This window comes from Nonomuraea sp. NPDC049480 (assembly GCF_044465905.1).
Classification (GTDB): Bacteria; Actinomycetota; Actinomycetes; order Streptosporangiales; family Streptosporangiaceae; genus Nonomuraea.
Genome location: NZ_JBITMD010000004.1, coordinates 293,960 through 319,993, shown reverse-complemented (window position 1 = coordinate 319,993; position 26,034 = coordinate 293,960). Strand labels below are relative to the sequence as shown.

Sequence of the window (26,034 nt, the reverse complement as noted above, 5' to 3'; positions counted from 1 at the left end):
AGCTCGGGCGAGGTGGCCATGGCCATCGCGATGGCCACCCGCTGCGCCATGCCGCCGGACAGCTGGTGCGGGTACGCACGCGCCACCCGGGCCTCGTCCAGCTTGACCCGTCCCAGGTGGAAGCCCACGTCGCCGCCGCGCCCGAGCACCAGCCGGAGCTGGTCGCCGGCGCGCATGGTCGGGTCGAGGGAGGCGATCGGGTCCTGGAAGACGAACCCGAGGTGCTTCTTCCTGAGCCGGCGCAGCGCGCCGGGCGGCAGGTCGAACACCGGCTCCCCGGCCACCAGCACCTCCCCTTCGGTGCGCTGTGCGGTCCGGGGCAGCAGCCGGCCGGCGGCAGCGCCGAGCGTGGACTTGCCGGACCCGCTCTCGCCGACCAGGCCGAGCGTCTCCCCCCGCGCCAGGTCGAGGTCGGCGCCGTCGAGCGCCCGCGTCTCGGCATAGTCGATCACCAGGTTGCGTACGGCGAGCAGGCTCATGTGAGTGACCTCGTCTCCTGGGGTTCGAGCCGGTCGCGCAGCCCGTCGCCCACCACGTTGATCGCCAGGATCGCCGCCACGAGCACGACCCCGGGGCCGAGGATCAGCCAGGGCGCGGCGATCATGTACGTGCCGCCCTGCTGGATGAGCACGCCGAGCGACGCCTGCGGCGGCTGAACGCCGAAGCCGAGGAAGCTCAGCCCGCCCTCGACCGCGATGCCGACACTCAACGCGTACGTGCCCTGCACCGCGATCGTGCCGGCCACGTTCGGCAGCACGTGGCGGCCGAGCACGCGCGGCAGCCGGGCGCCGCTGATGACGGCGGAGGTGACGTAGTCGCGCTGGGACACGGCCACGGCGGCGGCCCGCACCAGCCGGGTCATCAGCGGGATCGTCACCAGCACGATGCTGGCCAGCGCCGCGAGCTGCCCCGGGCCGAGCACGGCGGCGACCAGGATCGCGAGCACGATGGCGGGGAAGGAGTAGAGCACTTCCACCAGGCGCATCACCAGCTCGTTCAGGTAGCCGCCACGATATCCGGCGACGATGCCGAACGCCGCGCTCAGCACCGCCGTGACCAGCACGGCGATCGACGACAGCAGCAGCGTGGTGCCGACGCCCTCCATGACGCGCGGCAGCACCGAGCGGCCCAGGTTGTCGGTGCCCAGCCACCAGCCGGGTCCGGGCGGCTGCAGGCGGGGGCCGACGATCGCGTCAGGGTCTCCCCCTGCGCCGATCAGCGAGCCGAGCGCGAACACCACCAGGACCAGCAGGCAGGCCAGCCCGCCGATGGACAGCCGATCCAGCTTCCTCACGAGCGCCTCCCCGCGAGCACGCCGAGCCTCGGGTCGAGGACGCCGACGAGCAGGTCGATCAGCACGTTCATCACGATGAACACCGCGGCCGCCAGCAGTACCCCGGCCTGCACGACCGCGTAGTCGCGGCGGCCGACGGCCTGCACGATGTACGACCCGACGCCGGGCAGATTGAACACGTGCTCCACGATCAGCGCCCCGCCCAGCAGGTACGCGGTGATCGTGCCGAGCAGCGTGACCACGGGCGTGGCGGCGTTGCGCAGGATGTGGTGCCTGACGATGAACCACGGCGACTCGCCGCGCCCGACGGCCGCCGTGACGTACGGCTCCACCAGCACACCCATGACGGCGTCGCGCGTGGTCCTGGCGGTCACCGAGATCGCGAACACCGACAGCACCGCCGCGGGAAGGATCATGGTCGCCAGGTTCCCGGCCGGGTCCCGGGTGAACGGCACCCACGCGCCGACCTGCAGGCCGAGCGCGTACCGGGAGAAGACGAACACCACCAGGCTGCCCAGCACGAACTCCGGCACGCTGACGCCGAGCCCGCTGAGCAGCCGCCCGGCCGCGCCGCCGCCACCGGGACGGGCCCGGACCGCGGTGAGGACGCCCAGCGGCACGCCGAGCAGCGCGCTCGCGACCACGGCGAGCACGGTGAGCTCGGCCGTGACCGGCAGGCGGGCCAGGAGCTCCCCCGCGACCGGCTCGCGGCTGATCATGGAGACGCCGAGGTCGCCGCCCGCGACGGCGGCCAGCCAGTGCCCGTACTGCATGAACACCGGCTGGTCCAGCCCGTAGCGGGCGGCCAGCTCCGACTTCTGCTCGGCCGTCGCGAACGGGCCCAGCACCGTCTCCGCGAAGCCGCCCGGCATCATCCTGACCGCGGCGAAGATGAGCACCGAGACGCCCAGGAGCGTGGCGGCCGAGCTGAGCGCCCGGCCGGACCACCACATCACCAGACGCATGGCTACTGGGACTTCTTCACGCGGGCGTCGGCGACCAGGCGCAGGACGTTGCCGTAGCCCTCGGTGGCGTACAGGCCCGGGCTCAGCGCGTCGGCCCGGTACGCGACCGTGGCGGGGCGGGTGACCAGCGGGATCATCTGCGCGTCCGCGTCGGCCTTGGCGCAGACCGCCGCCAGCGCCTTGTCCCGCTGCTGGGGCTCCTTGTTGGCGGTGTCGATGAGGGCGTTCAGCTCCTTGTCCGGCTTCATGAAGCCGGCGTTGAAGCCGGCCGTCTCAGGGTTCCACCACTTGGTGACCATGCCGGGGTCGGCATACCCGGCGAACCAGGACAGGGCCGCGTCGAACTCGGCCGGCGCCTTGCCGTACACCTTGCCCGACCAGCTCGCCTCGTCCATCTGCTCGATCTTGACGGTGATGCCGGCCTGCTGGAGGTTCTGCTGGATCACCTGGGCGACGGCCGGGGCCGGCTCGGTGGCGAAGATGCTGAGCGTGAACGACAGGTTCTGCGCCCCGGCCTCCGCCAGCAGCTTCTTCGCCTCGTCGACGCTCTTGGACGCCGACGGCAGCGCGGCGGGGTCGCAGGCGCCGGGCAGCCCGGCCGGAGTGATCGCGGTCGGCTTGCCCTTGCCGCCCAGCGCCACGTCGGCGATCTGCTGGGCGTCGAGCGCGATGTTGATCGCCTGGCGCACCTTCGGGTCGGCGAACTTCGAGTTCGGCGCCTGGGTGTTGAGCATCAGGTAGTAGAAGTCGGTCGTGGCCTGGGTGACGACCTTGACGTCCTTGGCGCCGGCCAGCATGGTGGCGGAGTCGACGTTGCCGAGCGTGGCCAGGGCGGCGCCGCCGTTCTGCAGGGCCGCGATGCGGGCGGCCTCGTCGGGGGCGATCGTGATGTTGATCGTGTCGGCCGCCGGCTTGCCCTTCGCCCAGTACTTGTCGTTGCGCTTGAACGCCCACGACACGTCCTGGCGGTGGTTGTCCACCACGTACGGGCCGGTACCGAGCAGCGTGGTGGCCGGGTCGACCGACTTGTCGTCGATCTCCTTCATGGGCAGGATCGCCGCCGGCACGTTGGCGAGCGCGGCGAGGAAGGGCGTGTACGGCTCCGACAGGGTGACCTTGACGATGTTGTCGCCGTCCTTGGTGACCGATTTGACCGGGCCGAGCTGGCCGCGCCACACCGACTTGGACGCCAGCAGCCGCTTCAGGCTGCCCGCCACGTCGTCGGCCGTCATCGCCCTGCCGTTGGAGAAGGTGACCCCGTCGCGCAGGTGGAAGACGTACTCGGTGGGGGTCGGGGTCTCCCACTTCTCGGCCAGCAGCGGCTGGACGCTGAAGTCGGGGCCGACCGTGACCAGCGTCTCGTACGCCAGCGAGAGCAGCTGCCAGGTGGTGGCGACGTCGGCGAGCTGCGGGTCGTACCCGGTGGCCGCCCCGCTGTCGATGTGCACCGCCAGGTTCAGCGTGCCGCCGGCGGGGAGCTTGTCGTCGGCGACGGCGAGGTAGCCCGGGGCTGCGGTCTCCTGGGGAGCTGGGGTCGTTCCGGTGGTGGCGGCACAGGCCGTGGCGAGCACGGCGGCCGTGACACCGCAGGCCAGGCGTATGGGACGCATGGGCCTCTTCTCCTCTAGTGGCAGGAACGTTCGGCGGCGCTCGGCGGGACGTCGAGCGTGGGGTTGCGGTCGAAGAACCCGACCGGCTTGAGTACGAACCCGCAGGTGTCGACCGGCATGATCGGCCAGTCCTCCGTGCGGGGGAAATGCGTCAGGCCGAACGTGTGCCACAGCACGATGTCCTGCCCGTCGATGTCACGGTCCGCCCTGGTGTAGGTGGGCAGTCCCGCGCCGCCGGGATGCTGGTTGACCAGGTCCCCGGCGGGAAAGCGCTCCGCTGGGTGGTAGCGGGTGACCCACAGGTGCTTGGTGGCGAACTCCGCCCTCCTGTGGATGGAGGATCCCTCGGCGGCCAGCAGGGTGGGCTTGCCCTCGGGGTGCAGGGCGTACCCGACCGGACGGCCGAGGCGGTTGCGTACGCCGGGGTTGACGACGTGCCAGGTGCGCTCGGCCTTGAGGTCGGCGTCGCGGCGGGCCTCGCGTTCGGTGCGCAGCCGGGTCGCGGCGCGGCCGAACGCGTTGCCCCATTCGGAGGCGAGGGGCGCCACCTCCACCTCGTCCACGGCGTTCGCCACGCCGTCCACCGTCATGTCCAGCCGGGCGCTGAACAGGTGCTGGTGGTACGGCGCGGCCAGCCCCGGCGCCACCTCCGAGCTGTAGGGCGCGGCCCGCTCGTCATAGGCGCCGGTGAAGACGATGCCGGTGGCCTTCACCTCGAGCTCGATGGTGCCGTCGAGGTACAGGTACCAGTAGAAGCCGTAGTCGTAGTTGCCGACGGTGACGAAGAACGAGATCACCAGGCGGCGCTGCCTGCGCGTCTCCCGCGATCCGTTGGCCGGGTCGGTGTGCTTCCACAACACGCCGTAGTCCTCTTCGTGCATGCAGATGGCGTTGGTGATCACCTTGGGCGCGCCGGAGCCGTCCGTGACGACGGCGTCGAAGTAGGTGATCTCGCCGAGGCAGTCGCAGCCGAGCTCGAGGGAGTTGGCGAGCTTGCCGAGCTGGTACTCGCCGGTGTCGAAGTAGTTCTGCCAGAACCGGATCGGGCTCGGGTCGCCGTACAGGCACCACCATCTCGGCCACCGACGCCCGGTAGACGATCGGTCTGGTCCGGCCGTCGTCCTCGAAGCCGATCTGGTGCAGGGTGAGGCCCTCGCGCATGTCGTAGCCGAGGCGCAGACTCCACTTCTCCCAGGTGACGAGCGGGCCGTCCACCGTGAAGCTGGGGCCCTCCGGCTGCGTGATGTGGATGGGCTTCTGCGTGGTGCGGTGCGGGCCGTGGTGGTAGTCGCCGGGCTCGGCGGGGATCGGCTGGGGGCCGGTGTCGACGATCTCCAGGACCTCGCCCTTGACCAGGTCGACGTACGCGACCAGGCCGTCCACCGGATGCGCCCACGGCAGGCTGCCGGGGGTGGGCATCAGGTGCGCCAGCACCCTGGCAATCCTGCGGCCCTCCTCCTTCGGCAGGCCGAAGTGCCCGGCGCTGAGCGCGGCCAGGTAGACCCTCGCGGGGTCTTCTATCCCCCGCTTCCTCAGCGCCGCCGACCAGCCGGCATCTGCGCGCAGCACCTTCCTGACCAGGGCGTGCTCCTCGTCCAGCATGGGCACCTGGCCGTCGGTGAGCGGGTCGATCGGGGTGCGCGACTCCACCCGGCCGCCGCCGATCGACACGATCACGTCCTCGGCCGCCTCAGTGGCCAGATCCAGCAGGTACGCGCGGGCGCGGCGGGCGACGGGGGCTCCCGGTTCGTACGCCAGCACCTCGTCCTTCGGCGGCTCCTCCAGGCCGAGGTAGGCCACCCGCACCGTCTCGGTCAGCAGCCCGTCGGCCATCAGGATCCGCCTGACCTCGTCGATCTCGCGCGCGGCGAGCGGGTCGAGGGGGTGGGGGTCCTCGCCGGTGGTCAGGTGCAACGTCTCCGCCCCTTTCTGGTGCCGGAACGTTCCGGCAATTTCGGGCTAACATAATTGCGGGGACGGGACAAGACAAGACCTGGACGCCAGGCGAAACACATCGGTTACCGGGAGGGCCGCCGCCGAGGCCGGAAAGGAGCAGGCGGATGGGCCGCTACCATCGGCTCGTGCAAGCAGACGAGCCGGTCACGATCCTCACCGTCGCCAGGGAGGCGGGGGTGTCCAAGACCACGGCCTCCGACGCGTTGCGCGGCTCCGGACGGGTGTCCGAGACGACGCGCGCCGCGGTGGCCCAGGTCGCCGAGCGGCTCGGCTACGTGCCCAACGGCTCGGCCCGGCACCTGCGCAAGGCCAGCACCGGCACCATCGGGCTGCACGTTCCCGAGGTGCTGACCCGGTCGTCCTACTACATGTCGTTCGTGTTCGGCGTGGTCGAGCAGGCGGCGCGGCACGACTACGACGTCACGCTGATCACCTCGGGCCAGCGCCGCCCACGGCCGCCGCGCGTGGACGGGCTCGTGCTCGGCGACCCGCTCGGGGGCGATCCGGTGGTGGAGAGCCTGATGGCGACGGGCCTGCCGACGGTCTCGTGCGAACGCTTCCCCGGCGACCGGCAGGCGGACGGGGTGGTGTGGTCGCAGCACGCGCCGATGCTGGCCCGGCTCCTCGACCACCTGCGCGCGGCGGGGGCGTCGCGGCCGGCGCTGATCGTGGCGGGCGACGAGAGCGACTGGGCGGCCAGCGTGCACCGGGGCTACCTGGACTGGTGCGCTGCGAACGGGGTGACGCCGCTGGTGCGGCGGGTGTCGTTCGACGCGACGGGCGACGAGGTCCGCGCCGCCGCCCGCGCCCTCCTGGAGACGGCCCCGCCTGGAGACGCGGGGGACGGCGGGGGGCTGGACGCGCTGGTGTGCGCACCCGCCGGGGCGGCGACCGAGGTGGCGCCGTTGTTGCGGGAGGCCGGGGTGGACGTGTTGCTCGCCTCATGCGTCGACAGCGCGGCCACCCGCCAGGCCGACCCGCCGATCACGGCGATCGACCTGCGCCCGAAGGAGGCCGGGGCCGGCTGCGCGGAGCTGCTGTTCGAGCTGCTCTCGGGCACGGCGCCGGTGGGGACGGAGCGGGTGCACCCGATCGAGCTCGCCGTCCGCGCCTCGACCCGCCCGCGCTCTTGGAAACACCGCCCGGGGAGTGCGGTCGCGACGGCACCCTCGCCGGCCGGCGAGCCGGGCAGCGCCCGCAGCGGTTCATAGCGGCGCTAGGAGTGATATCGACGATAGCCATATCCTCGACAGAATGTCTAGCGTTGCTATGATGCCGTCATGTCCGCCATCAAAGAGCGCCGTGAACGTGAACGCGCCCACCGTCATCAGCTGATCATCACAGCCGCGCGCGAACTCGCGGAGGCCGAAGGCTGGGAGGCGGTGACGACGCGACGGCTGGCCGAACGCGTCGAGTACAGCCAGCCGGTGCTGTACAGCCACTTCGACGGCAAGGAAGCCATCGTGAGCGCCGTCGCCATCGACGGCTTCAGCGAACTCGCCGCCCACCTGCGCCGCGCGCGGCAGGCCGCCGCCGAGCCGGGGCAGGCCCTGCGCGCCGTCTGCCGCGCCTACCTGGATTTCGCGACCGAGCGGCCTGCCCTGTACCAAGCCATGTTCGTCCTGCCCACCGACCTGAAGTTCGCGAGCGCCGAGACACCACCCCCGCTACGGGCCGCTTTCGGCGAGTTCGTCAGCTGCTTCCGCCTGGACAACGAGCGACGCGAACTGTTCGCCGAAGTCACCTGGAGCACATTGCACGGCATGGCTGTCCTGTCCGACAGCGGCCGCATCCCCCCGGACGGCCAGGAGGAACGGCTCGATTTCCTCGTCACTCAGATCGCCGGCTCCCCAGCGGGCTAACCAGGTGGCAAAAGGCTTCGATGCGCGCCGGCCATCAGCTCGCGACCACGCGCAGTGCGCCGGGGTGGCCCCATCGCTCGACACCGGTGCGGCGGGGCAGCGTGGAGCGGACCTTCGTGCGATCCGTGAACAGCACTCCGGCAGTGAGGGCGAGTTCGTCGGCGAACTCGGCGATGAGCGGGTCCGGCCTCTCTGACGGCCCCGGCCGGGCCGCTCCTCGCCGAGAAGTCGTGGATGAACGCCGGGGCGGTCCTCGCGCGCAGCTCGAAGGGCAGACGGGAAACACAACGGCCCCGGGCAATGACGGGCTTGATGCCGGTACGCCAGACCCGGCGGCGGTTTTATGCGTGCGATCGAGCTCGCCGTCCGCGCCTCGACGCGGCCTCGCTTCCCATAACGCCCGGCCGCCGGATATGCGGCGGCCGGGCATCATCTTCATGTTCCAGCCGGGGTCCTACGGCTAGGAACGCTCCCGCGCGTGACGGTATCTGACGGATTTAATCCGTACAAATGATGATCCATGTCAACGCGTTTCCGTACCCTCACAGAGCTCCCCGACGTGCCGGGTGAGCAGCGGAAATGGCGATCCACAGGCAGACGTCGAGTGCATGAAAGTTTCGGCGGATCGGGGACTGAAAAGCCGGAGCCGTCATCCGATGCGGCTCATCCTGGCGAATAGGCCAAAAGACATAGAAGCCGATGAAGTACCGACACAGGATGAATTTCATCGTGCTCTCAAAAGGAGGGAGAGATCATGACAACCCCGGCTGTCGTTGAGCGCTCCCACTCCAGCGGCCCGGGTGACGTCGTGGAGCTCATTCTGGGCAAAGGGCTCGTGAGCGAAGAACACCGCCGGGCGCACGAGGGCACGCCCGGCGGAGACATCGGCGACGCACTCAGCTGAAGTTGACGTCGCTGCAGATGTAGTACGTCTGGTCCATGTGCGAGGCCTTCCAGATCGTGTAGATCACGTGGCGGCCGGTACGCGATCCCTTGTTCAGGCCGGTGATCATGTAGTTCTCGGCGGGCGCGTACCTGGGGGTCTCGCGGACCAGCTCCAGGTGGTTCCATCCCAGGGGCGTGGTCGTGGCGTTGTAGCCCTGACGGGTGATGTAGACCCTGATGTAGTCGGCGCCGTGCCTGGCCTGGTCGTGCAGGCGGATGTCGAACGTGCTGCCGAGGTTCGTCATCGTCCACGGGCCGGCCGTGTCCATGGACCGGTAGCGGGCGGCTTCGGCGTGGCCGCCGCTGCACAGCTGCCCGTTGGGGATGGCCGCCTGGTGGTTGCCGCCGACCTCGTTGCGGTAGAGCCCGTTCCAGTTCCACATGGCGTTCGGGTTGTCCTGCCACGCCTGCCAGCACATCGGGTCGCGCTGCTGCATGGTCGGGTTCTGGAAGTCACTTCCCCAGCGCAGCCAGCAGCCGTAGTTGCGGGAGGCCGGGTCGACGACCGACCCGTGCGCCGAGGCGGTCTCGGCGAGCGGAACGGTGAAGATCATCGCCGTGGTCATCAGCAGGGCCAGGGCGCGCAGCGCCCAGCGTTTGGGTGCGACTTGGGGCATCGTGCGGTCTCCGTGTTCCGGTCGGGGGTTCCGGGGAATGGGAGCGCTCCCAGTGCGCGACGGTATCTGACCGCGCCGATCCGGCCAAGTGATGGCCACTTGTCAACGTCCTTCGCGGCCGGCACCTGCCTGGTCAATGCCCTGGACGGGCAGCAGAAAGGGGTGAAAGTTTCAGGTCACAGCAAGGTGTAATCGTCACGCAACTTAAAGTGATGAAATTCGGGGAAGTAGCATGTGAGTGAGGGCGAGACTCCCGATATTGAGTGGGTGACCACAATGGCAACGATCGAACCGGCCAAGATGCCTTTCGGCAAGCCGGAGTACACGGTCGACGACCTGCTCGAGTTCCCAGACGACGGGAACCGCTATGAGCTCTTCAACGGGAGCCTACTGGTGGCCCTGCCCCCACTCCCCCGCACCAGCGCATCATTTACCGGCTGCAGCGCATACTCGATGATGCGATGCCGTCCGAGTTGGAGCCGTTGTCAACGATCAACCTGCTGGTGACCGACAAGAACTTCTACATCCCTGACCTGGTGGTCGTGCCCGAGGTTTCAGTGGAGAGCGTGGGGCTCATGTTCTCGCCTCACGACATTCTGCTCGCCGTGGAGGTGGGCAGCCCAAGCACCAGGATGCGGGACGAGGCTCTCAAAGCGTTTGCCTATGCCAAGGCGGGCATCCCCCACTACTGGCGGATAGAGTCCGATGAAGGACCGACCCTCTACGTCTACGAGCTCAAAGGCGAAAGCTACGACCCTCCCACCGCCTACAAGGCCGGTACCGTCGCGAACTTGACGGCGCCGTTCCCGGTCAGTTTCGACCCTGCCGAGCTGCGCGTGCGCCGATGACCTGGACCCCGGCCCTGCCGGCCCCCTCCGGCCGGTAGGGCCGAGGCCCAGGAGCTTCACCGCCGGTCAGGCGGCGTCTTGGCGGCCAGGGACGTGTAGACGGTCACCTCGTCGGGCTGGATGAGCCCGTCCTGGATGGCGCAGATCAGAAGTTTCTCCTTGGTGGGCGCGGGCCGGCCCGCCGCCGCGTACTTCACCCGGGCCCGGTCGATGTACTGCCGCACGGTCCGCTCCTTGATCCCCATCCGCGCCGCCACCGACGCCTTCGACATCGACTGGAACCAGAACAGCAGCGCCGCCCGCTCCTTGTCCGACAGCTGCGGCCGGTGCGCCCGCTCGTCCGTCGCGATGGCCTGGGCCATCGGCAGTGTGACGCTGGGCCGGTCGGCGGCCACCTCCAGGATCGTCTCCACGCAGGACTCACGCGTCGCCCGGCCCTTGCCGATGAACGCCGACGCGCCCGCGTCCAGCACGGCACGCACGATCTCCGGCTCCTCGTGCTCCGAGAAGACGATGACCCGCTGCCCGCCCTGGCACAACTCGGCGACCCGGTCGATGACCATGGTGCCGTTGAGGTTGAGGTCGAGCAGCAGCACGTCGGCGTCGGTGCCGGCGACGGACTCGATGGTGGGTCCCTGGGCGACCAGTTCCACCGGGCTCGGCGGCGGGCCGAACCAGGACCGCACCCCGTCCACCACGACCTGGTGGTCCTCCACCAGCTTGACCGTCACGGGCCCTGCCAGATGCTGTTGACCCATACCTCACCTCCCAGCCGCTGATAGGTGACGACGACGCCGCTCGGCTCGTGTACCGGGGTGGCGCTGACGGGCAGGTCGTCGTTGTCGGCCACGACGGCCACGCTCACCATCGTGGACATCGCGGACACGGTCACGCGTGCCCGCGACCTGGCGCCGTCGAGCGCCCGGATGGGCGCTCGGAGAAGATCCTCCCGTACGCCGTCCGGGAGTCCGGGCAGATAGCCGCCGAACGGCGGCGCCGTCACCATGACCTTGCGCCTCTCGGCCGCTTCGATGCGCTCGCGCAGCGCGGACACCAGCTCGTCGGGTACGTCCTCGCGCTCGGTGATGAGCCGGCGCAGCCGCAGGGCGCCGGCCGTGCAGTCCTCGCGTACGCGGGGATCGCCGGGGTCGGCGCCGTCGGCGAGCTGCTGGAGCAGGTCCTCGGCCACGTCGCGGATGGCGGCGTACCGGCGGAGCCGGTCGGTGTGGATGCGCTGGGCGGACTCCCGCCAGGCGTCGTCGGCGGCGAGCCTGCGGGCCAGCGTGACGGCGTCCTCGGCACGCGTGCGCAGCATGTGGCAGCCCCACGTGTAGCCGAGTTGCATGGTGGCGCCGCCGGCGATGACCACGAGATATTTCGAGATGGACACGCGGTCGAGCGTGCCGGTCAGGATCATCGCCGCCAGCATGATGCCGGCGTTGGCGGCGAGGAACACGATCAGCTCGGTCTTCCAGCGCGGCCGGCCCCACACCAGCATGACGGCGATCCAGCCCACGGAGCCCCAGCCCCAGTCGCTGACGCTGAGCAGCTCGCCAGGAAGGAGCGACACGATGACCGCGACGTCCACGGCGAGCGTGGCCAGGGCGAGCTCGCGGATCCTGGCCGGTCCGCGCGAGGTGCGCGACAGGGACAGCAGGGCGACCGCGAAGATCGCCGAGTGGACGCCCCATGCCGCCACCGCCAGCCAGGGCCAGCGGAAGTCGGGCCAGCCGGTGACCGTGACGGTGAGGTCGTACCCGAGGTGCCACACGGCCGCGATCACGGCGGCGCCGAGAGCGGTGAAGCGGGCGTACCGCTGCGCTACCTGCTCGATCTCCTCGGTCATGGCCGCCACCACAGGCTCACGCGCGTGCCCTGGGTGCCGGAGGAGATCTCGGCGCCGCCGTTGGGCAGGGAACGCATCATGTCGAGGATCGATCCGCGGACCCCGAACCGGTCGGGCGGCAGCCGGTCCTGGTCGAACCCGCGCCCTGCGTCGGCGACCTCCACCCTGATCTCGCCGTCGCGCCTGCGGGAGACCAGCTCGGCCTCGCGTACGCCGGCGTGCAGGGCGACGTTGGCCAGGGCCTCGGTGACGGCGCGGGCGAACCGCTCGGCGACGTTGCCCGGCACGGTCTCGGGCGTGAGGTCCCTGCGGACCTCCAGGCCCGTGGCACGTCCGGCCACCTCGTCCAGCAGGGCGTCCAGGGCGATGGGGGCCGAGTCGGCGCTCGGCGTGTCCCGCAGCTTCTCCAACGCCGCCAGGTCGGTGCGGACCTGGGCGCTCAGTGTGGGCGACGCCGTGTCGTACGTGCCCAGGCCGACCATCGTCAGCGTGTGCAGCGCGGTCTCGTGGATGCTGCCGACCTGCTTCAGCTCGTCCTCGCGGCGCAGCCGTTCCACCACGAGCGCGATCTCGGCACGCGCGCTCTGCTTGAGGAACGCGTCGGTCTTGGCGGTCGAGCGGCGCAGCAGCGTCATCAGCATGACGATCGCGAGCAACTGCAGGAGGTGGACCCCTGTGGTGGTGACCACGTCCTGGGAGGGCGAGGCGATCCGCACGCCGGTCGCGAACGCCACGGCGAGCGCCAGTCCGGCCGGGACGGCCGCTCTGGGCCTCCACGTGACGCCGGCGATGACGATGGTCATCGTGACCATTCCATGAACCCAGCTCGCCCCTGAGACGAGCGCCTCCGTGGCGACGAGATGGCGCTGGGCCAGGCACAGCGCGACGGCGATGGCCACATCACCGGCCACCAGCCAGTGGGTCAGGGGTCCCTTGCGCCACCACACGCGCATGAACAGCGCGGTCCACGCGAGATGGATCGCCAGCGCGGGCACCAGCCACGAAAGGGAGACCGGCGGCACGGCGCCGAAGGCCGCGGCGATGACCGTCACCGATCCCACCGCGCTGCGCGCGCCCGCGCCGGTGCGCGCGGTGGCCTTTTCGAATTGCCTGGTCGCCGAGTCGTACCTCGTCGAACCGGGGTGATCCATGAGCCATCCGCACACGCCGGGAGCACAAGACGGGTCTCACGATAACGCAGGGCAGGGTGGGCAGAAAGAAACCAGAATGGTTTTTCCCAGCAAAAAGGGACGAATTTTTTCCGGTCGTCTCGGCGGGTGGGGTCATGGATCGCATGGCTGCTATTCCTCGGGCCTGGCTCTCACGCGGTGTGCACCGCCCTTCCACACCCTGGTCCCCCGCTCTGCCGGCGGCATGACGGCTGATCGGCCGTCGTGCCGGGGCCCAGGCCGATCAGCCGTCATAGCGCTACGACGGCCGATCGGCCGTCAGCCGCTTCGCCGCGCGTGGGCGTCTACTGGGCGTGCCGCGACAGGGCCGCGGCGGGAGGGGACCTCATGACGATCTTCGTGATCTCGATTCTGATCGGCTGCCTGTCTGTCATGACCGTGCGCGGCAAGCGCGGGAAATGGCCGCAGGGCATGCCGGTGACGCGGTCGCGGCTGGTGGCGGTGGGCGGGACGTACGAGGGCTCGCATCAACGGGCGTCGGACGCGTACGTCATCCAGGAGCGGCTCGTCGCGGCCGCCGACGGCGCCGCCGGGTCGGAGCTGGACCACACGGCCGCCGCCGTCGCCCTCGGAGCGCTGGTCGCGGCCAGGCCCCAGCACACGGGGACACGGGAGCAGGACCTGGAGGAGTGCGCGCAGGCCGCGCACCGGGCGGTACGCGACGCCGCCCTGCGCAACCCCGCCACGCCCGGCCTGGTCAGCACCCTGGACGTGATCGTCCTCGACCCGGGCGAGAGCCCGCTCGTGCGCTACGCGCACGCCGGCAAGGGCGCGATCTGGCACTGCCCGAAGGGCGCGGCGCCCGTGCCGCTGACCACGACGCACTGCTTCGACGACGGCGCGCCGCTGCGCGCGCTCGGCCTGCCGTCGGCACTGGACCTCGAGGTCGGGACGGTGCCCGTCCGCCCCGGCGACCGGGTGGTCGTCATGACGGACGGCGTCGTCGGGGCGCTCGGCGTGCGGCGCCTGACGGAGCTGCTGGCCGTGGGGTCGTCGGCGATCGCGTGCCTGGACCGGTTGTACGACGAGCTGGCCGCCGCGGAGCCGAAGGAGGACGCCACGGTCATCATCGCGGACTTCGTCACCGTGTGACGGTAAGGGCGGTGAAGGATTTCGGCCCGGCGCGGTAAGTACAGGTGACCGCATACGCCGAGAAGGGCCGACATGCATGACAATCCCCCGCGAAGTCGTGGAGATCGATGACGCGACCCTCATCGAGAGGTCGCTGAACGAGCCGGAGATCTTCGCCATCCTGTTCGACCGGCACGCGCCGCTCCTGCACCGCTACGTGACCAGACGCCTGGGACCGAGCGAGGCCGAGGACGTCGTGGCCGACACGTTCCTGGCGGCCTTCCAGCGCCGGGGCGATTACGACAGGGACCGCCCGGACGCCCGCCCGTGGTTGTACGGCATCGCCTCCAACGTGATCGGCAAGCGGCGCCGCGCGGAGAAGAACCTCTATCAGGCCTACATCCGCAGCGGCGTGCACCCGGCGGAGAGACCGGGTCTGCAGGTGGAGGACGGGGTCAACACCCTGGCCGTCAACCGGCCGCTGGCGCGGGCGCTGCTGAGGCTCAACCGGGCGGATCGCGACGTGCTGCTGCTCGACGGGATGCACCCCCGGCGGCGCGTCGTCACCACGCCCCGGCTGCTGGTCGCGGCCGGCGTCCAGGCCGACGTGACGTTCCTGGCCCCCGGAACGCGATGCGCGGCCCCCAGATTCGTCGGCGCGGACGCGGCCTACGGCGGGCCGCCCGTCAACAGCGCGGAGGAGTTGCGCGAGCAGGTGAACCAGGCGCGTTCGTTCAAGGCCATCCGGGGCAGCCGGGACAAGTTCCAGATTTACCCGGAGTACATCAAACCGGGCGAGACGCTCGTGCTGGAGTTCAGCGACGAGCGGAGCGCACAAGTGCTCTGGCGCATGGGCTCCTTTCTGGCCAAGGCGGGCTCACCCGTGAAGCCGTGCACCCCCGTCCCCTTCCCCGGCTGAGGGCCTGGCAGATATTCAGCGGGGTTCGGGTGACCTAGGATCGTGATCGTGAGCGCTCCGAACGGAATCAACCCCAACGTCCCTCATTCGGCCCGTGTCTACGACTACTGGCTCGGCGGCAAGGACAATTTCGAGGCCGATCGCCGGGTGGCCGAGGCGACCATGGCGGCGGTGCCCGGGGTGCGCGAGAGCGCCAGGAACAACCGGGCCTTCCTGGGCCGGGCTGTGCGGCACCTCACACAGCTCGGTGTCAGGCAGTTCCTCGATCTCGGCACGGGCATCCCCTCCCAGGGCAACGTGCACGAGGTCGCGCAGGCCGGGGCGCCGGACGCGCGAGTGGTCTACGTCGACAACGACCCCATCGTGATGGCCCACGCCCGGGCGCTGCTGACCAGCACGCCCGAGGGCAGGACCGCGTACATCGAGGCCGACGTACGCGACCCGCAGGCCGTCCTCGACCACCCCGAGGTGCGGGAGGCGCTCGACTTCAGCCGGCCGATCGCGCTCATGATGGTCGCGATCCTCATGCACATCTCCGACGAGGACGACCCGGCGGGCATCGTCAAGGCATACGCCGACGCGATGCCCTCGGGCAGCTACCTGGTGCTCAGCCACCTGACGCTCGACCTCGTGACCAAGCAGATCGCCGACGACTACCTGGCGGCGACCAAGCACCAGGCGATGCACCGCACGCCCCGCACCGGCGAGCAGATCGCCCGCTACTTCGACGGGTTCGACCTGATCGAGCCGGGCCTCGTCCCGGTCTCCCAGTGGCACGACACCCCGCTGTTCCCCGACCCCGCGACCTGGATGTACGCCGGCGTGGGCCGCAAGCGCTGACCCCGGCCCCCGCGCTCGCCTGTTCCTGAATCCGTTTAAGCTTCAACCTGTAAGTCGGATCAGGGACAGGGCGGCGGAGTGAGCACGACGGTCGGGACCGAGCAGCCCGCGGCGGAGGGACGACCGGCGCCGGCGCGGCGGCGCCGCAGGCGATGGCTGTCGTGGACGGTCGTCGCGCTGCTGGCCCTCTGGGCGGTGATCAGGGCCGGAGGGCTGGAGCAGGGGTCGTTCGTCACCCAGCTGATGACCGTGACGCCGTACGGGGTGGTGCTCGCGGCGCTGACCGCGGTCCTGCTGATCCGGCGCAACCGCCCGGCCGCGCTCGTCGCGGCGCTGGCTTGCTCGGTGCTGGCCGCCTGCGTGCTGCCCCGGATGACGGTGGCGGAGCAGCCGGCCGCGAACGGCGCGCCGCTGCGGGTGCTGACGGTCAACCTGTTCGGCAGGGCCGACGCCCGGACCGTGGCCGATCTCGTCCGCGAGTACGACGTCGAGGTGTTCACCGCGCTGGAGCTGACCCCGGCCGCGGTCGAGCGACTGGACGCCGCCGGGTTGAATCAGCTGCTGCCGTACCGGGTACTGAAGGCCGAACCCGGCGCGATCGGGAGCGGCATCTACGCCAAGCATCCGGTGACGGAGCTGACGGGGCTGTTCACCGCGATCGGCCACAACATGCCTGCCGCGAGCATGACGCTGCCGGGCGGGAGCAAGGTCGAGATCGTGGCCATCCACCCCAACCCGCCGCTGGGGCGCATGGAGGCGGAGTGGAACGCCGCCCTGCGCGCCCTGCCCTCGCCGTCGGAGGGGAGGGCGGGATCGGCCATCCGGGTGCTGGCCGGGGACTTCAACGCGAGCCTCGACCACCGCGCCTTCCGCGACCTGCTGGACCGCGGCTACGTGGACGCGGCCGACCAGGTGGGCAAGGGTCTGGTCCCGACATGGCCGAACTTCCGGGCGATCCCGCCCATCATCGCCATCGACCACGTCGTCGCGGATCGGCGGGTGGCCGTGCGCCGGGTCGAGGTCGCGGACGTGCCCGGAACCGACCATCGCGGCGTGTTCGCCGAACTGCGGCTGCCGTAGCGTCACTGTCACCTCCAGGTTAGATCGAAACTCTGTTCGAGTATGGCAAGGTCATCTCTCGCCGGGCACACGGGGGCCCGCTGAACGCGAGGAGACATGCCATGCCCGTCCCGAATTCCTTACGCGCGGCCGCGCTCGCTCTGGTGACCGCGCTCGCGCTCGTCCCGCCCGCCCTGCCGGCCCAGGCGTCCGGCCCCACCGTGGTGGTGCGATGGAACCAGGCGCTGCTGACGGCCGTGCGCGGCGGCACACTCGGCCCGCCGCTGGTGGCCAGGGCCCTGGCGATCGTGCACACGTGCGCGTACGACGCCTGGGCCGCCTACGACGCGGTGGCCGTCGGCACCCGGCTGGGAGGGGCGCTGCGGCGGCCCGCGCCGGAGCACACCGAGGCGAACAAGGCCGAGGCGATCAGCTTCGCCGCCCACCTGGCCGCGGTCGATCTCTATCCGGCGCAGCGAGCCGTGTTCGACACGCTGATGGCCGACCTGGGCCACGACCCGGCCGACCCGTCGAGCCAGCCCGCCCGCACGGGGCTGGCCGCCTGCCAGGCGGTGCTGGACCACCGGCACGCGGACGGCTCCAACCAGCCCGGCGGCTACGCCGACACCACCGGCTACGCGCCGGTCAACGCCCCGGTGGTGGTGGCCGACCCGCTGACCACGCTGAACGCTCCCGGGCGGTGGGCGCCGCTGACGTACCGCAACCGGGCCGGCGCCATCGTGACGCCGCCGTTCCTGGCCCCGCACTGGGGGCAGGTGGCCTCCTTCAGCGGGTCCGCGCGCGCCCTGGCCGACGCCGTGCCCGCGCCGGTGCCGTACGGCTCGCCGGGGTTCCGCGCGCAGGCCGCCGAGATCGTGGCGGGCACGGCCGCGCTGACCGACCGCCAGAAGGCGATCTCCGAGTACTGGGCGGACGGGCCCAACAGCGAGACGCCGCCCGGGCACTGGTGCCTGCTCGCTCAGGGCGTCTCGGCGCGCGACCGGCACGGGACCGACCAGGACGTGAAGATGTTCTTCGCGCTGGCGAACGCGGGCATGGACGCCGGGATCGCCTCGTGGGAGGTCAAGCGCGACCACGACACGGCGCGGCCGATCACCGCGATCCGGTTCCTCTACCGGGGGCAGCAGATCCCGACGTGGGGCGGCCGGGTGATCGACGGCGCCACGTGGACGCCGTACCAGCCGGCGACGTTCCCGACGCCGCCGTTCGCCGAGTACGTCTCCGGGCACAGCACGTTCAGCGCGGCGTCGGCCGAGGTGCTCAAGCGTTTCACGGGCGGTGACGCGTTCGGCGGCCAAGCGATGATCGCTGCCGGGTCGTCGCAGGTGGAGCCAGGGGCGACGCCGGCGCAGGACGTGACGCTGCGGTGGCGTACCTTCAGCGAGGCCGCCGACCAGGCGGGGGTGTCGCGCAGGTACGGCGGCATCCACTTCCGGGCCGGAGACCTGCAGGGCCGCGCGCTGGGCCGGGCGGTCGGCGGCGCGGCGTGGGAGCGGGCCGAGGATTACTGGACGGGCCGAGGATAGGCCCACGCGTGGCGGCGCCCGCCCCCCGTGCGTGGGAGCGGGCGCCGCGTGCGGCTGGGAAAAGTGGCGTCAGGCCACGTGATCCTCTGCCTCGCGCTCCAGCGTCCTGAGGTCGAACGCGCCCGACTTGACCGCCGTGGTGAACGCCTCCCAGTCGAGCCGGGGGACCTCGAACACGACGTCGGGGTTGTCGACGTGTACGAGCTCCACGTGGTCGTTGATCCGCTTGGCCGCGACGCGGCCGGCGTCGTGAGTCATGCACATTCCTTCCGGTGAACATGTGCGGAGGTTTCCGCCCCGGCCATCCGTTCGCAGGAGGACCGGGGCGGTTGCGGGCAGCCTGCCATCGTTCGGGGGCACCGGCCACCGATTCCGATGCGCGGTTGGGTGACAAAACCCCCACGCGGGCGTCGATCTGTTTTCCTCGGTGGAAGAATCGCTCGCGGCTGAGCACCGCCGCGTGACAAGCGTGACTCAAGTGGCTGTAAGGGGCTTTTAAGTCACAAGTTAGCGGTTGGGCCTAGATTTCCGGAGCAAACAAAGTCCTACCTGTGGGGGCCCCAGTAATAACCACCAACGTGTGGAGCGAGCTGCGCGTGAGCTCCACACCCCAGCTGTACGTCTCGCTTTCTCCCAATCTGACCGCCCTTGCCATGATCGCCGACGCCCTCGCCGGCCGCCGCCGCGGCCTGCCGGAGGTCTGGCGGAGGGCGCTCAGCTCGCGTGTCGGACCGCTCGGCCACGAGGCCGTGCGCCCTCTGGCCGCACCCAACCACTCGATCGTGCCCGACAGCGTCGTTCCACGCTCGCCCATCAGCGGGGACGTCTCCGTCGAAGAGCAGGTCAGCACCCTGCACGACACCCCGCCCGAGGCGCTGGTCGCGGACCTGGAGCGGACGTTCGGGCCGGGGCCGCTCCCAGCCCAGTGGCGGCAGGTCGCCGAGCGGCCCGCCCGCTGGCTGCACGGGTACGCCGGCGCCATCACCGACGTGTGGAACACCGCCGAGCCGCTGTGGCGGCGGGCCCGCCCGCTGCTCGACAAAGAGGTCGAGCGCGTCGGCGTCGCGACCGTGCGCGGCGGGCCCGAGCTGGTGCTCGGCTCGCTCACCAGCCGCATCGTGTACGGCGAGCGCGGCGTGCTCGTCTCCGACCTCCAGCCCGGCTCGTTCGAGCTCGGCAACCGCAAGATCGTGCTCGTGCCGATGCTGGCCGGAAAGGACGCGGTGATCATCAGCCTGGACAACCCGGGAGCGGTGTGGATCGCCTACCCCGTCCCGGGCGCGGACTCGCTGTGGCGCCGCCCCGCCACGCCGGCGATGGACGAGCTGTCCGCGCTGGTCGGGCCGGTGCGCGCGGACCTGCTCTGCGCGCTGGACCAGCCGATGACCATGTCCATGCTGGCGACGAGCATGCAGCTCGCGCCCAGCGGCCTCACCTACCACTGCGACCGGCTGCGCGCCGGGCGGCTCATCACCAGGGAGCGGCGCGGCCGCGAGGTGTGGATCACCCGTACGCACCGCGCCGAGGAGCTGCTGGAGCTGTTCCGCCGCTGACAGCCCGCGCATGGCGCACGGTGCCCTCGTAACCATGCGCAATGCCGGGCATGTCTCGGGATCAAGATAAGGGCGCGGTGCCGGGCCGGGCCGCGACTTCAACATTCCTGGAAGCGTCCCTGGCGACAGGCCTTCGAGCGCTGCTACTGCCGGACATGCCGAGCCATCAGGGCGAAGCGGCGGGCCGTCGCGCGAAGCGGGCGGCCCCGCTCCATGTCCGCGTGCAGGGCACGCAGCCTGGCGTCATACGTGCCGACGTCGAAGCCGGGCACCTGCCAGGAGATCACCCGCAGGAAGAGCACAAGAGCGCCGATGTCGTGGAACGTGGTGGTGAAGCTCGTTTCCCGGCTCCAGGTGACGTCCAGTCCGGCGGTCGCCGTGGCGAGGTCCCAGTGGCGGTCCTCGTGCGGCGGGCCGCCCAGCACCTCGTTGATCTCTTCCAGGTCGCGGCCGGCGACCTGCTGGGTGACGAACGTACCGCCGAGGGCGAGGAGTCGGCGGACCTCGCCCGGGTCGTATGACGTGTGGCGGTTGGTGATCAGGTCGAACGAGCCGTCGGGGAACGGCAGCGTCCCGGAAGTCTCGACCACCTCGACGCCCAGCGGCTCCAGGCGACGGCGGGCGACCGGGACGTTCGGCGGGTAGCCCTCGACGGCGACGGCGCGGGGCGGGAGCGGCGCCAGGGAGGCCAGCAGCTCGCCGCCTCCAGTGCCGAGGTCGAGCAACGCGGACGCCTTCGGCAGCCGCTCGCGGACCAGCTCCTGATAGTCCCACGGCAGGGTGCCGTCGTCGCTGACCATGCGGCCGCGGAAGACGGCGAAGTCCCAGCCCTCGAACGGCGTCGTCAGCGCCTCCTGGATCAGCTCTTCGTAGCCCATGACCGTGATCATGCCGCGCCGCGCCGCCCGCGCGCGCCCCCTTTTCCGGGCGCGCGGGTCACACCGGCCGGCGTGGAGGGGTGCTCTCGCGGAGGACGACGTCGGCCGGGAGGCACACGTCCGCCGTCTCGTCCTGATCCGACAGGGCCAGTCGCATCGCGGTCAGCCCCGCTTCCCGGAGCGGCACCGCGACCGACGTGAGGGCGGGCACCACGTCCACCGCCGAGCCGATGTCGTCGAACCCCGCCACCCCGATGTCCTCCCCCGGCACCACTCCGGCGTCGCGGAAGGCCGTCATGGCGCCGATGGCCATCACGTCGTTGACCGCGAACACCGCCTCCACGTCCTCGAACCCCTGCTCCACCAGCCTGCGGGCGGCGTCGTAGCCGCCGGCGCGGGTGAAGCCGGTCTCGATCGCGACCGGCTCCTGAGCAGCCGACGAGCGCAGGGCGGCCAGGAAGCCGGAGTGCCGGTCGCGGGAGGTGCGGATCTCCGGGGGCGCGTGGAAGACGGCGAAGCGCCGATAGCCGGCGTCGAGCAGGGCCCGCGCGAGCCGTTCCGCCCCGCCGTGGTTGTCGATGGTGACGGTGCTGAACGGCAGGTCCCGCTGGCTGATCATGACGACCCGCCCGCCGGCCGTACGGTATTCCGCCAGCTCCTCCACGAGCGAGTCCCGCGTGTCCGTGCCGTCGATGCGACTGCCCGCGACGATGATGACGCGGGGCCGCTGACCGCGCAGGGTCTTGACGATCTCCAGCTCCCGCTCCGGCGACCCGTCCGCCACCGCCATGGTGACGATGAGCTGCGCGGCCTCGGCGGCCTGCGTGACCCCGGCGGCGATGGACGAGAAGTAGGGGTCGGCCACGTCACGCACCACCAGCGCGACGGTCCTGGTCGAGCCCTTGGCGATGGCCTGGGCCGACAGGTGCGGCTCGTAGCCGAGCTTGGCCGCCGCCGCCCGGACGCGGGAGGCGTTCTCCGATCTGACGTTGCGCGCGCTGCCGTTGAGCGCGCGCGACGCCGTGGCGACCGAGACGCCTGCCTCCCTGGCGACGTCGTGCAGGGTCGCCGGGGAGGCGTGGGCCTCGGACCCGTCATCCATGCCGGTCATTTTGTCACTAGTGTCAGTGGGTCGCTCCTGGTGGCGCCTGCCGCGTTCGCCAGCTCGGCCACGTACGTGTGCGTGCCGGCCGGGCGGCCCTTGAGCACAGTGGCGGCGCTCTGGGCGGCGGGGGTGCCGGCGGCGAGCTGCTGGGCGTCGACGAGCACGCCGTCCTCGTAGAGCCGGTACGCGGTGGCATTGGTGCCCCACCACATGTTCATCCGGATCGTGTAGTCGCCGTCGCCGTCCCAGTTGTCCGAGCTGAGCGCGGGCTCGCCGGGGTCGGCGTCCGTCACCTCGGCCTTGACCGACGCGGTGGGCGTGCGGCCTGCCTGGTTGAGCAGTTCGCCGGTGTAGACGTAGGTGCCGTTCGCGCGGCCGGTGAGGGAGACGGTGGCCTTCTGGGCCGACGGGGTCTTCGCGGTCAGGTCACGTCTGGCGATCTCCTTGCCGTTCTCGTACAGGACGAAGACACTGCCGTTGATGCCGTACCAGAGGTTCATGGTCACGTCGAACGTGCCGTCGTGCAGGCCGTTCTCCCAGCCGCTGGTCGTCGAGAGCGTGGCCTTGGCGGGCGGCGCGGTGGCGCCGTCCTGCGGCAGCCCCGGGCCGGTGACCTTGACCGTGTACGTCGCGTCCGCCGTCCCGTCCTCCGACACCACCTTGACGGCGATCTCGGCGGGGATGGTGATCGCGGGCGACTTCGTGCCGCCGGCGACCGGCCGGTCCTGGACCGTGATGGCGGCCTTCGGGTTGAGCGCGGTGGGGGTGAAGGCGACGCGGTCCCCGGGGACGGCGAGGGCGTATTCGCGCACGTCGGGGTCGAAGGCCGGGTCGAGCGTGCCCGCGTCGGGGACGAGGCCGGACAGGGTGGTGTCCTGGGCGATCGGCCGCCGCCTGATCTGGAGCGTGTGGCCTGCCTCGCTGCCGTCCTCGGCGGTGACCACGACGCGCACGTCGGCGCCGGTGTCGCCGAGCGTGATCCGCCGCGTGGCCTGGGCGCCCTCGGTGCGCTCGCCGTCGATGGCCACCGACTTCGCGAACGGGCTGCGGGCCACGGCGGTCACGTCGACCTCACCGACCCGCGCGGGCACGTCGAGCACCATGTCCGCCGGCGCGCCCTGGCTGGTGTCGACGCTGAGCAGGGCGGTGTCGTCGCGGGCCAGGCCCACCCCCTGGGAGACCCGGAGGTCGTCGAGTTCGATGGCGCCGTAGTTGCTGCTGTTGGCGTAGTAGTCGATCTGCGCGACGGTGTCCATCGGGTTCCTGAACGCGGCGTCGTCGAGCACGCGGCGGCCGTCGATGAGCAGGTCGAAGCGCTGGTTCACGGTGTCGATCACCGCGGCGACGTGGTAGCGGCGGCCGGGCTCGTAGGAGCCCACCGTCTTGGTCGTGGTGCCCGCGTAGGCGGCGATCGTGTTCTTGGTGAAGGCCACGCTGACGGCGTTCTGCCCGCCGGGGCCCCTGACGTAGGGGACGGACCACCAGTGGTTGCCCGAGGTGTAGGCCTGCGGGCTCATGACGTTCGCCTCGACGGTCACGATGCCCTTCAGCGCGAACGCCTGCGACACGCTCGTGCTGCCGCTGTTGGCCGTACGCGTGAGCCGGACGCTCTTGTCGCCGGTGACCTCGGCGCTCCCGCCGGCGGCGCTCACCGTGAGGCCGTCGCCGCCGGTCAGAGGGCCGGTGGGAAGGTCGTCGAAGTCGTGGACCGCCACGTACGCCGGCGTCGGGCGGACGAGGAGGAGCGCACCCGCGTCGGTCGCCGTGGCGGCTTCCACCTTCAGCCCTGACCTGGTCGCCGCCACGTAGCCGCCGGCCTCGGCGCGGACCGCGTATCCCTCTCCCATCGGCACGTTCTCCACTGTGAAGGCGCCACCGGCACCGCTGGTGGCGGTGCCGAGCGACTGGTCGCCGTCCTTGACGGTGACGGTCGCGCCGGGCAGCGGCTGGGCGGCCTGGTCCAGCACCCGGCCGGTGACCGAGCCGACCACGCTGGTCGAGGCCAGGGTGAGGCGGACGGTGGCGACGTTGCCGAAACGCACGTTCACGGTCTCGGTGGCGGCCTGGTAGCCGTTCCTGGTGGCGGTGACCTGGACGCCGTCGGCGAAGGGGATGTTCTGGAGCGCGAAGCGGCCGTCGGCGCCGGTGGTGGCGGCCGCACCCGCGGCGGTCACGGTCGCGCCGCTGATCGGGGCGCCGGACGGGGTGCGTACGGTGCCGATGACGGACTCGGCCCTGGCGCCCGCGGCGGTGGCGTACTCGAAGGCGCCGATGTCGGGGCCGCCGTTGTAGAGGGCGGCCCCGGCGTAGTCACGGCCGCCGTTCCCGGTGATCTCGGCACCCGTGTCGATCGCCTGCGAACCGGAGGTGACGCGAAGGCCGTGGGCGGTCGCGAGCTGGGGCCCGGTCTCCGGCGTGCCGTAGGGGCCGTCGAGCGGGGCGCCGGCGAACCGCGGGTCCGCGACGACCGCGTCCTTGTCGGAGGCGGGCACGGCGAGGTCGGCGCCGCCGTACAGGTTGTGGCCGTAGGCGATGGTCGGGCTGGTCGTCAGGGTCGCGGGGCGGGTCGAGTACAGGAGGTTGTTGGTGATGGCGTAGCGGGCTTCGAGGTAGCTGCCGTACCCGTAGATGAGGTATGCGGATTTGTCGTTATAAATCGTGTTGTTGTAGACCTGCGCGGTGGCGGCCCGGTCGGAGTGCAGGTAGATCTGGTAGCGGGTGTTGCTCGCGATGACGTTGTTCCTGACGATCGCGTCGCCGAAGGCGAACTGGCACAGCAGCACCCCGTCACCGTTGCCGTGCAGGTAGTTGTACTGGACGACCTGCCGCGTGGTGCCCTTGTCCGGGTCGATGCCGTTGGAGTCGGCGCCGCCGGCCTTCTGCTGGGTCTCGTACACCTCGTTGAACTGGAACGTCACGTCGTCGGCGTAGTACGTCTCGATGCCGGAGGTCCCGGCCCGGTGGACGACGTTGCGCTCGACGAGGGCGCCGCGCACGTTGGTGATGTACATCCCGTTGCAGCCGTAGGCCGTGTCGGCCTGGGTGACGTAGTTGTCCCTGATGACGATGTTCGTGTGCGGCGTGAACTTCGGGTCGTCCGGGCTCGTCCGCGTGCCCCACCCGGTGGGCTCGGCGATCGTCTCGCCCGCCTCGTTCTTGCCGTCCCCCGTGTACTGCTTGACGACGATGCCCGCGAACGACGTGTTGCGTACCGTGGAGTTCTGGATCACCACGTCGTTGAGCACGGTGGCCCGGTCCGGCGGGTTGTGGATGTCCGGCACGGTGGTGTCGAACACGATGCCGCCGGTCTTCTTCGAGCCGTCCCAGCCGGTCTGGAACCGCACGCCGGGCGCGTTGTTCTCGATGCTGCCGCCGATCCAGTTCACCTGGCCGGTGACGTCGTGCACGTCCACGCCGTCGATGACGAACCCGTCGAGGGTCTGGCCGTTGTCGCCGGAGACGTGGACGCCGCGCAGGTCGCGCAGGTTCTCGCCCGGGGTGCCGGCGGCCGGGACCTCGTTGGTGACCTCCAGGTTGCGGATCGTCCAGTGCTCCTGGTTGAACAGCCGGACGGCGTCGCCGACCTGGCCCGCGCCGTCGATGCGGGGCTTGCCGCCGTCGCCGTACCGGTCGACGGTGATGGGGGCGCCGCTCTCTCCCGAGCCCTTGGGCCAGAGCTGCCCGGTCCATCGCTGCCCGGCGCGCAACAGGATGCGGTCGCCGGGGGCGAAGGTCGTGGCGCTCACCTTGGCCAGGCTCTTCCAGGCCTGCGCCTCGTCCAGGCCGGAGGCCGAGTCGTCGCCGGCGGCGTCGACGTAGTAGGTCGTGCCCGCCTGCGCCGCGACGGCGGGCTGGGCGGGCAGGGCGAGCGCCGCGACCATGGCGGCGGCCGTCATCATGCGCAAGAGGGTGCCCAAGAGAGTACTGGT

General features: G+C 71.0%; 21 protein-coding genes and 3 pseudogenes. 10 read left to right on the top strand and 14 right to left on the bottom strand.

The window, feature by feature from the left end:
* Nucleotides 1-35: 35 nt before the first annotated feature.
* The 6 genes and pseudogenes from ACIBX3_RS14710 to ACIBX3_RS14685 form a co-directional block, all read right to left on the bottom strand.
* Nucleotides 36-479: pseudogene (locus ACIBX3_RS14710) on the bottom strand (ATP-binding cassette domain-containing protein); the annotation flags it as partial.
* Nucleotides 476-1,294 (bottom strand): ABC transporter permease, encoded by an 819-nt coding sequence (locus tag ACIBX3_RS14705; RefSeq protein WP_397116947.1) that lies wholly within the window; start codon nt 1,292-1,294, stop codon nt 476-478. The gene ACIBX3_RS14705 and the pseudogene ACIBX3_RS14710, both read right to left, overlap by 4 nt.
* Nucleotides 1,291-2,259, bottom strand: coding sequence for an ABC transporter permease (locus ACIBX3_RS14700; RefSeq protein ID WP_397116945.1), 969 nt, complete (start codon nt 2,257-2,259; stop codon nt 1,291-1,293). The genes ACIBX3_RS14705 and ACIBX3_RS14700 overlap by 4 nt, the downstream gene beginning before the upstream one ends.
* A gap of 2 nt (nt 2,260-2,261) precedes the next feature.
* Nucleotides 2,262-3,869 (bottom strand): ABC transporter substrate-binding protein, encoded by a 1,608-nt coding sequence (locus ACIBX3_RS14695; protein ID WP_397116943.1) that lies wholly within the window; start codon nt 3,867-3,869, stop codon nt 2,262-2,264.
* Between the two features lie 14 nt (nt 3,870-3,883).
* Nucleotides 3,884-4,912 carry a hypothetical protein gene (locus tag ACIBX3_RS14690; protein WP_397117406.1) on the bottom strand — a complete coding sequence of 343 codons (1,029 nt, stop codon included), beginning with the start codon at nt 4,910-4,912 and terminating at the stop codon, nt 3,884-3,886.
* Between the two features lie 82 nt (nt 4,913-4,994).
* Nucleotides 4,995-5,702, bottom strand: a pseudogene (locus tag ACIBX3_RS14685) (histamine oxidase); the annotation flags it as partial.
* A 227-nt stretch (nt 5,703-5,929) separates the two neighbouring features.
* Here ACIBX3_RS14685 and ACIBX3_RS14680 point away from each other — a divergent pair.
* The 3 genes from ACIBX3_RS14680 (at nt 5,930) to ACIBX3_RS14670 (ending at nt 8,591) form a co-directional block, all read left to right on the top strand.
* Entirely contained in the window at nt 5,930-7,036 is a 1,107-nt protein-coding gene (locus tag ACIBX3_RS14680) for a LacI family DNA-binding transcriptional regulator (RefSeq protein ID WP_397116941.1), read from the top strand.
* A gap of 69 nt (nt 7,037-7,105) precedes the next feature.
* Nucleotides 7,106-7,687 carry a TetR/AcrR family transcriptional regulator gene (locus ACIBX3_RS14675; protein WP_397116939.1) on the top strand — a complete coding sequence of 194 codons (582 nt, stop codon included), beginning with the start codon at nt 7,106-7,108 and terminating at the stop codon, nt 7,685-7,687.
* Nucleotides 7,688-8,441: 754 nt separating this feature from the next.
* Complete coding sequence (locus ACIBX3_RS14670) at nt 8,442-8,591, top strand: hypothetical protein (RefSeq protein WP_397116937.1); 150 nt, start codon at nt 8,442-8,444, stop codon at nt 8,589-8,591.
* Here ACIBX3_RS14670 and ACIBX3_RS14665 read toward each other — a convergent pair.
* On the bottom strand, nt 8,584-9,249 hold the full coding sequence (locus tag ACIBX3_RS14665) for a lytic polysaccharide monooxygenase (protein WP_397116935.1): 666 nt from the start codon (nt 9,247-9,249) through the stop codon (nt 8,584-8,586). The genes ACIBX3_RS14670 and ACIBX3_RS14665 overlap by 8 nt on opposite strands.
* A 413-nt stretch (nt 9,250-9,662) precedes the next feature.
* On the opposite strand from ACIBX3_RS14665, the pseudogene ACIBX3_RS14660 reads away from it, so the two are divergent.
* Nucleotides 9,663-10,097, top strand: a pseudogene (locus ACIBX3_RS14660) (Uma2 family endonuclease); the annotation flags it as partial.
* A gap of 56 nt (nt 10,098-10,153) precedes the next feature.
* Here ACIBX3_RS14660 and ACIBX3_RS14655 read toward each other — a convergent pair.
* The 3 genes from ACIBX3_RS14655 to ACIBX3_RS14645 are packed head-to-tail and all read right to left on the bottom strand — an operon-like array spanning nt 10,154 to nt 13,094.
* Nucleotides 10,154-10,855 (bottom strand): helix-turn-helix transcriptional regulator, encoded by a 702-nt coding sequence (locus tag ACIBX3_RS14655; protein ID WP_397116933.1) that lies wholly within the window; start codon nt 10,853-10,855, stop codon nt 10,154-10,156.
* Complete coding sequence (locus tag ACIBX3_RS14650; protein ID WP_397116931.1) at nt 10,825-11,943, bottom strand: hypothetical protein; 1,119 nt, start codon at nt 11,941-11,943, stop codon at nt 10,825-10,827. Before ACIBX3_RS14650 ends, ACIBX3_RS14655 begins: the two co-directional genes overlap by 31 nt.
* Nucleotides 11,940-13,094 (bottom strand): hypothetical protein, encoded by a 1,155-nt coding sequence (locus ACIBX3_RS14645; protein ID WP_397116929.1) that lies wholly within the window; start codon nt 13,092-13,094, stop codon nt 11,940-11,942. The genes ACIBX3_RS14650 and ACIBX3_RS14645 overlap by 4 nt, the downstream gene beginning before the upstream one ends.
* Nucleotides 13,095-13,460: 366 nt before the next feature.
* Between ACIBX3_RS14645 and ACIBX3_RS14640 the strand changes: the two genes are divergently transcribed.
* The 5 genes from ACIBX3_RS14640 to ACIBX3_RS14620 all read left to right on the top strand — a co-directional run bounded on the left by ACIBX3_RS14640 (nt 13,461) and on the right by ACIBX3_RS14620 (nt 18,569).
* Nucleotides 13,461-14,225 carry a SpoIIE family protein phosphatase gene (locus ACIBX3_RS14640; protein ID WP_397116927.1) on the top strand — a complete coding sequence of 255 codons (765 nt, stop codon included), beginning with the start codon at nt 13,461-13,463 and terminating at the stop codon, nt 14,223-14,225.
* Between the two features lie 76 nt (nt 14,226-14,301).
* The gene (locus ACIBX3_RS14635; RefSeq protein ID WP_397116925.1) at nt 14,302-15,123 is read left to right on the top strand and encodes an RNA polymerase sigma factor; all 822 of its coding nucleotides are present in this window, start codon (nt 14,302-14,304) and stop codon (nt 15,121-15,123) included.
* A gap of 48 nt (nt 15,124-15,171) precedes the next feature.
* On the top strand, nt 15,172-15,963 hold the full coding sequence (locus ACIBX3_RS14630; RefSeq protein ID WP_397116923.1) for an SAM-dependent methyltransferase: 792 nt from the start codon (nt 15,172-15,174) through the stop codon (nt 15,961-15,963).
* Between the two features lie 78 nt (nt 15,964-16,041).
* Nucleotides 16,042-17,043, top strand: coding sequence for an endonuclease/exonuclease/phosphatase family protein (locus tag ACIBX3_RS14625; protein WP_397116921.1), 1,002 nt, complete (start codon nt 16,042-16,044; stop codon nt 17,041-17,043).
* Nucleotides 17,044-17,144: 101 nt separating this feature from the next.
* Nucleotides 17,145-18,569, top strand: coding sequence for a vanadium-dependent haloperoxidase (locus tag ACIBX3_RS14620; RefSeq protein WP_397116919.1), 1,425 nt, complete (start codon nt 17,145-17,147; stop codon nt 18,567-18,569).
* 69 nt (nt 18,570-18,638) lie between these two features.
* Here ACIBX3_RS14620 and ACIBX3_RS14615 read toward each other — a convergent pair whose 3' ends face one another.
* Nucleotides 18,639-18,827 (bottom strand): hypothetical protein, encoded by a 189-nt coding sequence (locus ACIBX3_RS14615; RefSeq protein WP_397116917.1) that lies wholly within the window; start codon nt 18,825-18,827, stop codon nt 18,639-18,641.
* Nucleotides 18,828-19,165: 338 nt separating this feature from the next.
* Between ACIBX3_RS14615 and ACIBX3_RS14610 the strand changes: the two genes are divergently transcribed.
* Nucleotides 19,166-20,122 (top strand): ArsR/SmtB family transcription factor, encoded by a 957-nt coding sequence (locus tag ACIBX3_RS14610; RefSeq protein ID WP_397116915.1) that lies wholly within the window; start codon nt 19,166-19,168, stop codon nt 20,120-20,122.
* Between the two features lie 143 nt (nt 20,123-20,265).
* Here ACIBX3_RS14610 and ACIBX3_RS14605 read toward each other — a convergent pair whose 3' ends face one another.
* Genes ACIBX3_RS14605 through ACIBX3_RS14595 form a run of 3 tightly spaced genes read right to left on the bottom strand, consistent with a single transcriptional unit; the run spans nt 20,266 to nt 26,004 of the window.
* Nucleotides 20,266-21,000, bottom strand: a complete 735-nt coding sequence (locus tag ACIBX3_RS14605) for a class I SAM-dependent methyltransferase (RefSeq protein ID WP_397116913.1) — start codon at nt 20,998-21,000, stop codon at nt 20,266-20,268.
* 58 nt (nt 21,001-21,058) lie between these two features.
* Nucleotides 21,059-22,102, bottom strand: coding sequence for a LacI family DNA-binding transcriptional regulator (locus ACIBX3_RS14600; RefSeq protein ID WP_397116911.1), 1,044 nt, complete (start codon nt 22,100-22,102; stop codon nt 21,059-21,061).
* A 5-nt stretch (nt 22,103-22,107) separates the two neighbouring features.
* Nucleotides 22,108-26,004, bottom strand: coding sequence for a carboxypeptidase regulatory-like domain-containing protein (locus ACIBX3_RS14595; RefSeq protein ID WP_397116909.1), 3,897 nt, complete (start codon nt 26,002-26,004; stop codon nt 22,108-22,110).
* Nucleotides 26,005-26,034 lie beyond the last annotated feature (30 nt).

Excerpts from the sequence above, each read along its gene's own strand:
- ACIBX3_RS14700 (WP_397116945.1), bottom strand. The coding sequence starts at position 2,259 with ATGCGTCTGGTGATGTGGTGGTCCGGCCGGGCGCTCAGCTCGGCCGCC.
- ACIBX3_RS14695 (WP_397116943.1), bottom strand. The coding sequence starts at position 3,869 with ATGCGTCCCATACGCCTGGCCTGCGGTGTCACGGCCGCCGTGCTCGCC.
- ACIBX3_RS14680 (WP_397116941.1), top strand. The coding sequence starts at position 5,930 with ATGGGCCGCTACCATCGGCTCGTGCAAGCAGACGAGCCGGTCACGATC.
- ACIBX3_RS14675 (WP_397116939.1), top strand. The coding sequence starts at position 7,106 with ATGTCCGCCATCAAAGAGCGCCGTGAACGTGAACGCGCCCACCGTCAT.
- ACIBX3_RS14670 (WP_397116937.1), top strand. The coding sequence starts at position 8,442 with ATGACAACCCCGGCTGTCGTTGAGCGCTCCCACTCCAGCGGCCCGGGT.
- ACIBX3_RS14665 (WP_397116935.1), bottom strand. The coding sequence starts at position 9,249 with ATGCCCCAAGTCGCACCCAAACGCTGGGCGCTGCGCGCCCTGGCCCTG.
- ACIBX3_RS14655 (WP_397116933.1), bottom strand. The coding sequence starts at position 10,855 with ATGGGTCAACAGCATCTGGCAGGGCCCGTGACGGTCAAGCTGGTGGAG.
- ACIBX3_RS14650 (WP_397116931.1), bottom strand. The coding sequence starts at position 11,943 with ATGACCGAGGAGATCGAGCAGGTAGCGCAGCGGTACGCCCGCTTCACC.
- ACIBX3_RS14645 (WP_397116929.1), bottom strand. The coding sequence starts at position 13,094 with ATGGATCACCCCGGTTCGACGAGGTACGACTCGGCGACCAGGCAATTC.
- ACIBX3_RS14640 (WP_397116927.1), top strand. The coding sequence starts at position 13,461 with ATGACGATCTTCGTGATCTCGATTCTGATCGGCTGCCTGTCTGTCATG.
- ACIBX3_RS14635 (WP_397116925.1), top strand. The coding sequence starts at position 14,302 with ATGACAATCCCCCGCGAAGTCGTGGAGATCGATGACGCGACCCTCATC.
- ACIBX3_RS14620 (WP_397116919.1), top strand. The coding sequence starts at position 17,145 with ATGCCCGTCCCGAATTCCTTACGCGCGGCCGCGCTCGCTCTGGTGACC.
- ACIBX3_RS14615 (WP_397116917.1), bottom strand. The coding sequence starts at position 18,827 with ATGACTCACGACGCCGGCCGCGTCGCGGCCAAGCGGATCAACGACCAC.
- ACIBX3_RS14605 (WP_397116913.1), bottom strand. The coding sequence starts at position 21,000 with ATGGGCTACGAAGAGCTGATCCAGGAGGCGCTGACGACGCCGTTCGAG.
- ACIBX3_RS14600 (WP_397116911.1), bottom strand. The coding sequence starts at position 22,102 with ATGGATGACGGGTCCGAGGCCCACGCCTCCCCGGCGACCCTGCACGAC.
- ACIBX3_RS14595 (WP_397116909.1), bottom strand. The coding sequence starts at position 26,004 with ATGATGACGGCCGCCGCCATGGTCGCGGCGCTCGCCCTGCCCGCCCAG.